The 12,662-nt window shown below is 43.1% G+C and carries 13 protein-coding genes; 12 read left to right on the plus strand and 1 reads right to left on the minus strand.

What is annotated here, in order from left to right:
* Positions 1 to 4: 4 nt before the first annotated feature.
* Positions 5 to 1,135, minus strand: a complete 1,131-nt coding sequence (locus K8O68_RS14785) for an IscS subfamily cysteine desulfurase (RefSeq protein ID WP_230897629.1) — start codon at positions 1,133 to 1,135, stop codon at positions 5 to 7.
* 91 nt (positions 1,136 to 1,226) lie between these two features.
* Here K8O68_RS14785 and nadB point away from each other — a divergent pair, with 91 nt between their 5' ends.
* From nadB to K8O68_RS14845, 12 genes are all read left to right on the plus strand, one after another.
* Positions 1,227 to 2,753 (plus strand): L-aspartate oxidase, encoded by a 1,527-nt coding sequence (nadB, locus tag K8O68_RS14790; RefSeq protein ID WP_230897630.1) that lies wholly within the window; start codon positions 1,227 to 1,229, stop codon positions 2,751 to 2,753.
* Positions 2,719 to 3,567, plus strand: a complete 849-nt coding sequence (gene nadC, locus K8O68_RS14795) for a carboxylating nicotinate-nucleotide diphosphorylase (RefSeq protein WP_230897631.1) — start codon at positions 2,719 to 2,721, stop codon at positions 3,565 to 3,567. The genes nadB and nadC overlap by 35 nt, the downstream gene beginning before the upstream one ends.
* Positions 3,560 to 4,663, plus strand: a complete 1,104-nt coding sequence (gene nadA, locus K8O68_RS14800) for a quinolinate synthase NadA (RefSeq protein WP_230897632.1) — start codon at positions 3,560 to 3,562, stop codon at positions 4,661 to 4,663. The genes nadC and nadA overlap by 8 nt, the downstream gene beginning before the upstream one ends.
* A 184-nt stretch (positions 4,664 to 4,847) precedes the next feature.
* Positions 4,848 to 5,996: an acyl-CoA dehydrogenase gene (locus tag K8O68_RS14805; RefSeq protein WP_230897633.1), complete on the plus strand. Its 1,149-nt coding sequence runs from the start codon at positions 4,848 to 4,850 to the stop codon at positions 5,994 to 5,996.
* A gap of 83 nt (positions 5,997 to 6,079) precedes the next feature.
* Complete coding sequence (locus K8O68_RS14810; RefSeq protein WP_230897634.1) at positions 6,080 to 7,408, plus strand: acetyl-CoA carboxylase biotin carboxylase subunit; 1,329 nt, start codon at positions 6,080 to 6,082, stop codon at positions 7,406 to 7,408.
* A gap of 26 nt (positions 7,409 to 7,434) precedes the next feature.
* Complete coding sequence (locus K8O68_RS14815) at positions 7,435 to 7,653, plus strand: acetyl-CoA carboxylase biotin carboxyl carrier protein subunit (RefSeq protein ID WP_230897635.1); 219 nt, start codon at positions 7,435 to 7,437, stop codon at positions 7,651 to 7,653.
* Positions 7,654 to 7,664: 11 nt separating this feature from the next.
* Complete coding sequence (locus tag K8O68_RS14820) at positions 7,665 to 8,567, plus strand: hydroxymethylglutaryl-CoA lyase (protein WP_230897636.1); 903 nt, start codon at positions 7,665 to 7,667, stop codon at positions 8,565 to 8,567.
* A 2-nt stretch (positions 8,568 to 8,569) separates the two neighbouring features.
* The gene (locus K8O68_RS14825; protein WP_235788513.1) at positions 8,570 to 9,346 is read left to right on the plus strand and encodes an enoyl-CoA hydratase-related protein; all 777 of its coding nucleotides are present in this window, start codon (positions 8,570 to 8,572) and stop codon (positions 9,344 to 9,346) included.
* 28 nt (positions 9,347 to 9,374) lie between these two features.
* The gene (locus tag K8O68_RS14830) at positions 9,375 to 10,904 is read left to right on the plus strand and encodes an acyl-CoA carboxylase subunit beta (RefSeq protein WP_230897637.1); all 1,530 of its coding nucleotides are present in this window, start codon (positions 9,375 to 9,377) and stop codon (positions 10,902 to 10,904) included.
* Positions 10,905 to 10,920: 16 nt separating this feature from the next.
* Positions 10,921 to 11,613, plus strand: coding sequence for a CoA transferase subunit A (locus K8O68_RS14835; RefSeq protein WP_230897638.1), 693 nt, complete (start codon positions 10,921 to 10,923; stop codon positions 11,611 to 11,613).
* A 16-nt stretch (positions 11,614 to 11,629) separates the two neighbouring features.
* The gene (locus K8O68_RS14840) at positions 11,630 to 12,280 is read left to right on the plus strand and encodes a 3-oxoacid CoA-transferase subunit B (protein ID WP_230897639.1); all 651 of its coding nucleotides are present in this window, start codon (positions 11,630 to 11,632) and stop codon (positions 12,278 to 12,280) included.
* Positions 12,281 to 12,439: 159 nt separating this feature from the next.
* Complete coding sequence (locus K8O68_RS14845) at positions 12,440 to 12,658, plus strand: alpha/beta-type small acid-soluble spore protein (protein WP_230897640.1); 219 nt, start codon at positions 12,440 to 12,442, stop codon at positions 12,656 to 12,658.
* The last annotated feature ends 4 nt before the right edge of the window (positions 12,659 to 12,662 follow it).

The raw sequence follows: 12,662 nt of genomic DNA on the forward strand, positions 1-12,662 counted from the left end.
CCTCCTATTCCTCTGCAATCTGCAGAATTTTATCCGCAGCAAGCAGAAGTTCTTCCATAGTGGTATTTTTCCCAAAAGAGACACGAAAAAAGCGCAGTCTTTCCTGTTCTGATTGATAAATGGCCTGCATGACAGAAGATGAATCCAGTTTTCCTGACTGGCAGGCACTTCCGGTAGAAATACAGATTTGAAACCTGTCCAGGGAAAGGAGCATGTATTGTCCCTGCACCCCGTGAATGGCTAAACCGGCAATCCACGGGGACTGCTCTTCTTTACTGGGAGAGCCTTCAACGGTTAAACGGGCGCCTAAAGAAGACAGCGCCTGAATAAATAGTTCTCTCTTGTGCCAAGCCGCAGCCCATTCTTCCTGTAAACGATCATAATGTTCGGCTGCTGCATGTGTAAAAGCGGCTATTCCGGGAGTATTCAGAGTGCCAGGACGAAAACCATGCTGATGGGTCGTTAAGGGATAAACGGATTCCCATTCAGTGTCTTTGGATAAAAAGACAGCACCAACCCCTTTAGGGCCGTTCAGTTTATGGCTGGACACTGAAGCGGCGTCTACATTCAGGGAAGGCAAGTGAAATGGAATCTTTCCAAATGACTGGACACAATCACTGTGAAAAACAATTCCCTGCCCCTTAAACCATTCACCAAGCTGCCTCAATGGCTGAATAACACCAATTTCAGAATTCACATGCTGGATAGAAGCTAAAAATGTATCTGGACGAACCGCTTGTTTAACTTCTTCCAATTGAAGAAGACCACTTGGACCTACAGGCAGATATGTCACCTCCACACCTTTTTTTTCAAGCCGGTTAAAAAATGAGTGGACAGAAGGGTGTTCAATAGAGGAAGTAATGACATGGTTTCCGCGATGTTTATTTGCTAAATACAGGCTTTCCAGTGCAAGGAGGTTTGATTCTGACCCGCCGCTTGTAAAAAAGATACGGTCGGGAGGACATCCCGCCATTGAAGAAAACCGTTCTTTACAAGTTTTTATCAATTCGTGAGCATTGTTTCCAGCTTCATGAAGACTGCTTGAATTGCCAAAATAGGAATGGCTGGCTTTCATCCATGTTTCCATAGCGCCATCTGACATTGGTGTTGTAGCTGCGTAGTCTAAATATATCATGAATATCCCACTTTCATAAATGTCTTGTCATTAGTTTAAAATTATGTAAATATAGGTGTCAAGACAGTTGTAAAGAATGAAGGTGGTTCAGATGGGAAAATGTGATGTGCTGATCATAGGCGGAGGCTTGGCTGCCACTGTGGCGGCTCTAAAATTAGCTGATCATATGAGTGTGGTCCTGGTAAGAAAAGGAACCGAAGAAGACGGCAATTCACGTAAAGCACAAGGCGGCATTGCGGCTGCTCTTCATAAAAATGATTCACCATCTCTTCATGAGCTGGATACCCTCATTGCAGGCTGCCATAAAAATGACCGGCAAATGGTAAATATCCTGGTCCATGAAGGAAAAGTAAGGTTAAAACGCTGGATCGAAGAGGGCCTTCCTTTTGATATGGCAGAGGACGGGGACTATTCATACGGCATAGAAGGCGCACACAGAATGAGGAGAATTCTTCATTCCGGGGGAGACCGGACAGGCGAAAAAGTAATGGGTTATTTCGGTCAACGGTTAAAAGAGAGAATTCCAGCTTATGATTCTCTCACAGCAGCAGAACTTCTCATAGATCAAGGAGTATGCCGAGGTGCCTTGTTTACAGATAACCAAGGCAGTGTTAAAAAAATATCTGCCCGGCATACTATACTCGCAACAGGCGGTGTAGGCGGACTTTTCCAGGAAACAAGCAATGACAGTCTAATCACAGGAGACGGGTTAGCGATGGCCTGGCGGGCCGGGGCAGATCTGAAAGATTTAGAATATATCCAATTTCACCCCACTCTTATTTATTCAAACGGGAAAGCAACAGGGCTCGCCTCTGAAGCTTTACGGGGAGAGGGGGCCCGGCTTATTGATGAAACAGGTAATCGAATAATGGAAGGGGTCCATCCTTTGAAAGATCTGGCCCCGAGAGACGTTGTGGCCCGGAAACTATATGAAAAAGTCCGGGAAGGACATGATGTTTATTTAGATATCTCCCGAATCCACCGGTTCTGTCAACGTTTTCCTCAAATATCACGACTTTGCAGGGCACAGGGAATCGATTTAAAGAAAAAAGTAATTCCAGTCCGTCCCGGAGCGCATTTTCATATGGGGGGAGTCCGGACAGACGAACATGGCAGGACAACTGTTCCAGGGTTGTATGCGGTAGGTGAAGCAGCCGGGAATGGGGTTCATGGAGCAAACCGGCTCGCCAGCAATTCTCTGCTTGAAGCAGTAGTTTTCGGTGAAAGAACAGGAGAGTATATATTGAGCCACCCGGCTCCTCATCATGCTATGAATATGGGCAGTATCAGGGACAATCATGAGGGCGGATTGACCATCCTTCCAGGGAAGGGAGTCATCCGCAGGAAGGTTTCCTCTGCTCTCGGAGTCTGCCGGAATAGAGAAGATCTTCAGGATTTTATTTCATGGGCTGAAGTGTATGAATTTAAATATTCTTCCATTTATTCCAGCTCTCTATTTAATAAAGAAATGATTGAACAGAGAAATATGCTCCTTGCGGCATGGTTAATTGCTAAAGCTGCTTTAAAAAACGAGCATAGCTGCGGGGCTCATTTCAGAGAAGACGGGAAGGAGAGAAGCGTTAATGAACAGGTTTTTGCTGAAACAACAATTAGCTGATTTTTTTTCGGAAGATATAGGTTACGGTGACATTACTTCTGACGCTATTTTTAAAGATGAACAAGGGGAAGGGGTATTTGTGGCAAAAGGCCCCGGTGTTTTTAGCGGGGAAGAGATTATTAATGCTGTAAAAGAGCTTTACCCTGAACTGGGCTTTACGTTATTTGTCCGCGATGGTGAATCCTTCAGTGCCGGCAAGACATTATTAAAAGTTAAAGGACCTGTCACCTGCATTCTCAGTACTGAAAGGGTGATTCTAAATCTTGTTCAGCGATTATCAGGAATTGCAGCCATGACGCATGAGGCAGTATCCCGTACAGCGGGGACACGAGTAAAGATAAGTGATACAAGAAAAACGACCCCAGGCCTCAGAATGCTGGAAAAGTATGCGGTACGGTGCGGGGGAGGGATTAACCACCGTTTTGGCCTGGATGATGCATTTCTCATAAAAGATAATCATATTGCCCGTGCAGGATCAGTCACCACTGCTATTAAAAAAGCAAAGCAAGCGGGCGGCCATATGGTGAAAATAGAAGTAGAAGTGGAAAATACAGCCCAGGTTAAAGAAGCAGTAGCAGCTGAAGCGGATGTTATTATGCTCGACAATTGCGGACCTCAGCAGGCTGCTGACTGGTGCAAAATGATTCCTTCACATATTACTGTTGAAATATCCGGCGGTGTGACCATCAGTCAGATTGAGGCATTCACACAGACAGGAGCAGATGTCATTTCCATTGGCGCCCTGACTCACTCTGCCGGCTCAGTGGATATCAGTCTGGATATTTTAGTAAAGGAGAGGACCAGCTATGTTTAAAACAGATTTATTTCAGGAAATTCAGCCGCAGCTGCCTCCAGGTTACAAGGAAGCGAGCGACAAAGAACTTATCGCCCGGGCGCACCAGAGAAAAAAGCAATTAGGAAAAGATCTGTTTATTCCCGGCCATCATTATCAGAGAGACGACGTCATCCAGTTTGCTGATGTGACAGGAGATTCACTGCAGCTGGCTCAAGTATCGGCTAATAATCAGCATTCTTCCTTTATTGTGTTTTGCGGTGTTCATTTCATGGCCGAAACAGCTGATATTCTAACGAATGACGGGCAAAGTGTTCTCCTTCCTGATTTGCGGGCTGGATGTTCGATGGCCGACATGGCAGACAAAAAACAGACTGAAAGAGCCTGGGAGAAATTAACGGCTTACTACGGAGATACTATTATCCCTCTCACTTACGTCAATTCATCAGCAGATATTAAAGCCTTTGTAGGGAGCCACGGGGGAGCTACGGTGACTTCATCAAATGCTAAAGAGGTTCTTAAATGGGCCTTTGCTCAAAAGAAACGGATCCTTTTTCTTCCGGATCAGCATCTTGGAAGGAACACAGCTTATGAATTGGGGATCCCCTTGGAAAACATGGTCGTATGGAATCCGCTGCTTGATGTGCTTGAGGATGAAATTCCAAAAGACCAGGTTCGGATGATTCTTTGGAAAGGCCATTGTTCTGTCCATGAAAATTTTAGAATTGAACATGTCAATCAGAGTCGGGAAAACGAACCAGACCGTAAGATTCTTGTTCATCCTGAATGTTCCTGGGAAGTCACACAAGCAGCTGACCTTGCTGGGTCTACGAGGTTTATTATTGAACAGGTCAGTCAAGCTCCTGCTGGCACAAAATGGGCCATAGGCACAGAGATGAATTTAGTCAAAAGGCTGAAAAAACTCTATCCGGAACAATCTGTTGAATCCTTAAATCCGGAGATGTGCCCTTGTTTAACGATGAACAGAATCGATTTACCGCATTTCGTTTGGACTCTGGATGAGATTTATAATGGAAAGTTACCTAATGTGATTTCAGTGGACAAGGAGATTTCGACAGCAGCTAAACTTGCAATAAACAGAATGATGGATGTGTAAACAGGATATGTGGTCAGCTTAAGCCGGCCACATATCTTTTTTTGTAATATTAAAAATTAATTTACAATTCTAAATTCATTTATTATAATAAGAAATAGTTATTTGGTATTTGTCTGAGCGAATGCTCAGTCAGTTTTAAATTGTTTTTTGTAAGCCTTTACATTTAAATAAGAGGAGTGTTGACATGGATTTCTCATTTTCTAAAGAACAGCTGATGATAAGGGATATGGTCAGGGACTTTGCACAAAAAGAAATTGCGCCTATTGCAGAAGAGATCGACCGGACTGAAAGATTTCCAATTGAAAACTTTAAAAAAATGGGGGAGTTAGGACTGCTTGGTATTCCTTTCCCTGAAGAATACGGTGGTTCCGGCGGGGATACTTTATCTTATATTTTAGCTGTTGAGGAAATTGGCAAAGCATGCGGAAGTACAGGATTAAGCTATGCAGCCGCTGTTTCTCTCGGAGCCTCTCCTTTATATGCTTTTGGGACAGAAGAGCAAAAGAAGGAACATCTTGTTCCTCTTGCTAAAGGAGAAAGCCTGGGAGCCTTCGGACTGACAGAGCCTAATGCAGGATCTGATGCCGGCGGCACTAGAACAAAAGCTGAGCTTAAAGGAGACAAATATGTCATAAATGGCGAAAAGTGCTGGATAACAAATGCCAGTTTTGCCCGGACCGTTATCGTAACAGCCGTAACCGGAAAAGATGACCGGGGTAAAAATAAAATATCCGCATTTATTGTACCGACAGATTCGCCAGGCCTTACAATACGGAGTGAATACGAGAAAATGGGTGTGAGGGGATCAAATACGACAGAGCTTGTTCTGGAAGACGTGGAAGTTCCTGAAGAAGACATACTTGGGGACCCGTCCAAGGGATTTAATCAGTTTTTATATACGCTTGATGGCGGAAGGATCTCTATTGCAGCACTTGCTCTCGGAATAGGTAAAGCAGCATACGAAGCTGCCTTGCAATACAGCAATGAAAGAAAACAATTCGGCAAACTGATTGGAAGTTTTCAGGCGATCCAATTCAAACTCGCAGATATGGCTATGGAGCTGGAGCTGGCAAGTAATATGGTTTATAAGGCTGCATGGTTAAAAGACCAGAAAAAGCCATTTAAAAAAGAAGCGGCTATGGCAAAACTTTTTGCCTCTGAATCTGCTACAAGAGCATGTAACCAGGCTCTGCAAATACATGGAGGATACGGTTACATGCGGGAATATCACATTGAGAGGTACTTACGTGATGCTAAATTAATGGAAATTGGTGAAGGGACATCAGAAATCCAGAGGCTTGTCATTGCCCGGGAAATAGGTTGCCCGAGATAACGTGTTAGGCAGAGACAGTTTGTATGCTACTACCTTTTAACAAAACAAAATAAATAAATAAACCTTAAACCAGGAGGTTAAGTATGATAAAAAAAATATTAATAGCTAACAGGGGCGAAATTGCCTGCCGTGTCATTAAAACCTGCAAGTCCCTTGGTATAAAAACCGTGGCTGTTTTTTCAGAAGCTGACCAGTACAGTGTCCATGTCAGTGAAGCAGACGAGAGCTATTTAGTTGGCGGAGCCAGGGTCAATGAAAGTTACTTGAATCAGTCGAAAATTATTGAAGCAGCTAAAGAAGCAGAAGTGGATGCGATTCATCCAGGGTACGGTTTTCTGTCTGAGAATACAGAGTTTGCTCAAAAGGTTCAGCAGGAAGGCATTATTTTTATAGGCCCGTCAGCTGAAGCTATTGATAAAATGGGGGACAAAATTCACGCGAGAAAGTTGATGGAAGAAGCGGGGGTTCCTGTCGTTCCTGGTATGACACTTAAAAACACAGAAGAATTTGAAGTCATTACAGCAGCAAAAAAAATTGGCTTTCCTCTGATGGTTAAAGCGTCTGCAGGCGGTGGGGGAATTGGAATGCAAAAAGTTGAACATGAAGATGAACTGATGAAAGCTGTTCAATCTGTTGTGAAAAAGGCAGAGACATTTTTTGGTTCGGCAGATATTTTTCTTGAGAAATATATTGAGCATCCCCGGCATATTGAAGCGCAAATTGCAGGGGATAATGAAGGCCATATCGTGGCTGTCGGCAGCCGTGACTGCTCAATTCAGCGGAGACATCAGAAAATAATTGAAGAAGCTCCGCCGCCCGAGTTTTCAAAAGAAGGAAATCAGCGTCTTCTTGAAGAAGCTATTAAGGCAGGAAAAGCATTAAATTATACGAATGTCGGGACGATAGAATTTCTGGTTGATGAGGAAGAAAATATTTATTTTCTGGAAATGAATACACGTTTGCAAGTAGAGCATCCAGTGACAGAAGAAACAGCGGGGATTGATCTGGTTGAGTGGCAAATCCGGCTTGCAGAAGGACAATTAATTGCTGAGCAAAAAGAAGGTGGTCATAAAGCGGCACATGCGATTGAAGTAAGAATATATGCAGAGGACCCTAAGACATTTTTCCCGTCCCCAGGAACTTTAAAAACGTGGCGTTTTCCGGAAATGGATGGAATCCGTTATGACTTTGGCGTTCAAGAAGGAACAGTCGTCACTCCGTATTATGACCCGATGATCGGTAAAGTAATAGCTTTTTCTGATTCAAGAGACAATTGTATAAAATTACTAACAGAATGTCTTGAAATAGCGGAAGTTGAAGGAATTAAAACAAATATTCCAATGCTTGCAGAAGCTTTGAAAGATGAACGGTTTAAACATGGAAAAGTAAATACACATTTTGTGGGGCAGTAGCAGATAAATGATGGAGGCGATCAGCAGTGAAGGAAATTAAAACGACAATGGCAGGAAACGTGTGGAAAATTCAAGTGGCACAAGGGGAGGAAGTGACTCCTGGACAAGAAGTTGTCATATTGGAATCGATGAAAATGGAAATCCCTATTTCTTCTGAAGTAGAAGGCGTAGTGGAAGAAATTCTAATCGAAGAAGGCACCTTCGTTAATGAAGAAGACGTGTTGTTCAAATTAAAAGATAAATAAGGAGGTTTCAAATGAGGCTTCCGGAAAATGTTACCTTGAAAGAAGTTGGGCCGAGAGACGGACTGCAGAATGAGAAAGTATTTGTCTCCACAGAGGATAAAGTTGAATGGATTAATCAATTAAGCAAGAGCGGGCTTTCTTATATTGAAGTGAGTTCGTTTGTACATCCAAAGTGGATTCCGGCGTTGTCTGATGCTGATGAAGTATTCAGTAAGATTACAAAACAGCCTGGGGTTACTTATTCCGCTCTGGTGCCAAATGCCAAGGGGACTGAGCGGGCGTTGAAAGCAAATGTTGATGAATTTGCCGTCTTTATGTCAGCAAGTGAGACGCATAATCGCAAAAATATTAATAAATCAATTGAAGAAACCTTTCCAGTTTTGAAAGAAGTGGTGGATGAAGGAAGGAAAGCAGGCAAGAAAGTCAGAGGATATGTTTCAACGGTTTTCGGCTGTCCTTATGATGGGAATGTAGCAGTCGGTGAAGTAAAGAAAGTGTGTGACAGACTTTTCAGCATGGGAGTTTACGAAATCTCTCTGGGCGATACCATTGGTATCGCCAATCCGAAACAAGTTGGTGAGGTTTTGGAGGAGCTGGTGAAAGATTTTGATGCTGATCGATTTGCTCTTCACTTTCATGATACAAGAGGTTTAGCGCTGGCAAACACATTAGCCGGTTTAAATGCCGGTATAACATCTTTCGATGGCTCAGCTGGCGGGCTTGGGGGCTGCCCTTATGCTGAAGGTGCGAGCGGGAATGCAGCCAGTGAAGATTTAATTTTTATGTTCGAAGAAATGGGCATAAATACAGGGGTTGATTTTAACAAATTTATGAAAGCGGCTTCATTTATTGAGAAGGCTTTAGGTAAACCTCTGCCTGGCCGGCAACTGAAATTGCTCGAAGGGAGGGCATAATTTTGCCTGTTATTTTAAGTCAGATTAAAGACTCTATCGGTGTTATTACCCTGAATCGTCCGGAGGCAGCGAATGCATTATCGCAGGTTCTGCTCCGGGAGTTGAGAGAGCAGTTAGAAAGATGGACAGACCATCCTGATATACGTGTATTGCTTATTACTGGCGCAGGCGAGAAAGTTTTCTGCGCCGGTGCTGATCTGAAAGAAAGGGCACAGATGAGTGAAGAAGAAGTACCTGAAGCTGTCAATCAGATTCGCTCAACTGTACAGGCTGTTTATGATTTTCCTAAGCCTGTCATATGTGCTGTAAATGGAGCAGCTATTGGAGGAGGGTTAGAGCTTGCATTAGCGTGTGATTTACGAATCGCTTCAGAAAACGCCACTTTTTCTTTAGCTGAAACAGGACTTGGCATTATCCCGGGAGCAGGAGGAACACAGCGCCTTCCGAGAATTATCGGAGTTCATAAAGCTAAAGAAATGATTTTTACAGGCAGGCGGTTAAGCGCGCAGGAAGCTCTGCATGAAAGGCTGCTTTTACGAGTGACTTACAGGAAAGAGTTATTGGATGTAGGATTGGATTTAGCTTATGAAATCAGTACAAAAGGGCCTTTGGCCAACAGATGGGCAAAACATGCCATAAATAAAGGAATTGAGTCTTCTTTGGAAGAGGGATTAACAATTGAAGAGGACGCATACGGGCAAATCATAGCCACTGAAGACCGTCTTGAAGGACTGAAAGCTTTTAAAGAAAAACGAAGCCCCGTATTTAAAGGGAGATAGCAGACGAAGTTCAGGAGGAGTGACACGGATGAAGTTAGACAGGAACTGGGAAGAAAGAATTAAAAAAATTGAAAGCGGCGGGGCCCCGAAATATCATGAGGCTAATGAAGCTAAAGGAAAGCTTTTCGTAAGAAAAAGGCTGGCTTTATTATTTGATAAAGGGGAATGGCGTGAAGACGGAAAGTTTGCTAACGGTGAAACAGAAGGGCTCCCGGCCGATGGTGTAGTTACTGCTATCGGAAAAGTAGAAGGAAAGACCGTCTGTGTCATGGCCAATGATTCCACGGTAAAAGCAGGCTCATGGGGAGCAAAAACGGTTGAAAAAATAATCAGGATTCAGGAAACAGCCGAGAAGTTAAAGGTTCCATTGTTCTATCTTGTCGACTCAGCAGGAGCCAGGATCACTGACCAAATAGAAATGTTCCCGGGCCGAAGAGGGGCAGGGAGAATCTTTTATAATCAAGTGAAACTGTCTGGTATGATACCTCAAATTTGTCTTTTGTTTGGTCCATCTGCTGCAGGCGGCGCCTACATACCGGCTTTTTGTGATGTCGTTATGATGGTTGACGGCAATGCCTCAATGTATCTTGGATCTCCAAGGATGGCCGAAATGGTGATTGGCGAGAAAGTGTCGTTAGAAGAAATGGGAGGAGCGAAAATGCACTGTTCCATTTCAGGGTGCGGTGATATTCTGGTAAAATCAGAAGAAGAAGCAATCAGAGAAGCACAAAAATATATTTCCTATTTCCCTTCTAACTTTAAAGAAAAAACTGAAGTTAAAGAGCCGGCAGCTCCTAAACAAATGGATAAAGCCTTGGCGGATCTGATTCCTGAAAATCAGAATGCCCCTTTTGATATGTATGAATTTATTAACGGCATAATTGACGAAGACAGTTTTTTCGAAATAAAAGCTTTATTCGCTAAGGAACTGATCACAGGGTTTGCCAGAATAAATGGTAAAGCTGTTGGTATTGTAGCTAATCAGCCAAAGCAGAAAGGCGGGGTGCTTTTCCACGATTCTGCAGATAAAGCGGCAAGGTTTATCACTTTATGTGATGCTTACCATATCCCTCTCCTGTTTCTTGCTGATGTTCCAGGGTTTATGATTGGTACAAGAGTAGAGAAAGCTGGTATTATCCGCCACGGTGCAAAAATGATTTCTGCTATGTCAGAGGCAGCTGTTCCTAAAATTTCAGTCGTAGTGCGTAAAGCCTACGGTGCTGGCTTATATGCGATGGCAGGGCCTGCATTTGAGCCGGATTGCTGTATTGCTCTTCCATCTGCCCAAATAGCCGTTATGGGGCCTGAAGCAGCTGTAAATGCTGTTTATGCGAATAAAATTCAATCGTTGCCTGAAGAAGAACGCTCTGCGTTTATTCAGGAAAAAAGAAAAGAGTATCAGGAAAACATTGATATTTACCGGTTAGCCTCTGAACTGATTGTTGATAATATTGTGCCAGCAGATGAATTAAGGGACGAGCTGGTGGATCGTTTTGAAATGTACGAATCCAAAGATCAAATTTTTTCAACTCGTAAACACCCGGTATATCCTGTTTAATGAGGAGGAAATTAAAATGAAAGAGATTTATAATTCATTTGAAAAAGCTGTTGATGAGATCCATGACGGTGCGACACTCCTGGTAGGAGGTTTCGGGCTGTGCGGAATACCTGAAAACCTGATAAAAGCCCTCCGGGAAAAAGGAGTAAAAAATTTAACGGTTGTTTCGAATAACTGCGGGGTGGACGACTGGGGACTCGGCCTGCTATTAGAGAACAAACAAATTGATAAAATTTATGCTTCTTATGTAGGAGAGAATAAAGAATTTGAACGTCAGGTACTTAATGGGGAACTGGAAGTGGAGTTAGTGCCGCAGGGCACTCTATCTGAAAGGCTGAGAGCCGGGGGAGCTGGTATTCCTGCTTTTTATACACCGGCCGGAGTAGGAACAAAGATAGCTGAAGGAAAAGAAATTCGCGAATTCGATGGTAAAGAATACGTAATGGAAAAAGCTATAAAAGGCGATTTTAGCCTTGTAAGAGCATATAAAGGCGATAAATACGGCAATTTAGTTTACCGGAAAACCGCCCAGAACTTTAACCCGATGGTTGCGGCAGCAGGCAAAATAACGATTGCTGAAGTTGAACATTTAGTTGAACCGGGAGAGCTGAATCCTGATCATATCCATACGCCAAGTATTTATGTTAATAAGTTAATCCAGGGAGAGCAGGAAAAACGAATTGAACGAAAAACGGTCAAGGAAGCATAAAGGAGGAGAGAACTTTATGAGTGTAGATCGTAAAGCAGTAAGAGAAAAAATAGCCCGGCGTGCAGAAAAAGAAATTTACGACGGAGCTTATGTAAATTTAGGCATCGGGATGCCAACCATGGTAGCAAATTATATTTCTGAAAATAAAGAAGTTATTCTCCAGTCGGAGAATGGCCTCCTGGGCATTGGTCCTTATCCGACAGAAGAAGAACTGGATGCCGATCTGATTAATGCAGGGAAAGAAACAGTGACAGCAATTGATGGGGCAGCCTACTTTAACAATGCCGAATCTTTTGCAATGATTCGCGGAGGACATATTGATGTAGCCATTCTCGGGGCTATGGAAGTTGCGGAGAATGGTGATTTGGCTAACTGGATGATTCCAGGCAAAATGATCAAAGGGATGGGCGGAGCAATGGATCTTGTCCATGGAGCCCAGAAAGTGGTCATTATCATGGAACATGTCAACCGTGCCGGTGAACCGAAAATACTTAAGCAATGTGCTCTTCCTCTTACTGGTAAAGGAGTGGTTGACCGTATTATTACTGACCGTGCTGTTATGGATGTGACAGAAGACGGATTAGCGTTAGTTGAAATTCTGGATGGAAGTACATTTGACGAGATCCAGGCTGTCACAGAACCCGTTTTAAAAAATCAGCTTAATTAACTATAAGAAATCCGAACAAGATTTTGTTCGGATTTCTTTATGGTTACTATAATTTTTTCCATACTTTCTTAGTCTAAACCTCCTAAAAATTACTATTATTAAGTTTACATACCTCAGAGCAATTGTAACAAACTATGCTTACGACAGGAGGTGAGACAAATGGCTAACAACAATAACAACAGAAATTCAAACCAACTTGTAGTAGCTGGAGCTCAACAAGCAATTGATCAAATGAAGTATGAAATTGCTCAAGAGTTTGGTGTACAATTAGGACCGGATTCAACTTCCCGTTCTAACGGTTCAGTTGGTGGTGAAATCACTAAGCGTCTTGTACAAATGGCTGAGCAGCAGTTCAACGGTCAGCAACAACAACGATAATTCA

This window comes from Salipaludibacillus sp. CUR1, from assembly GCF_021028955.1.
Taxonomy (GTDB): Bacteria; Bacillota; Bacilli; order Bacillales; family Salisediminibacteriaceae; genus Salipaludibacillus.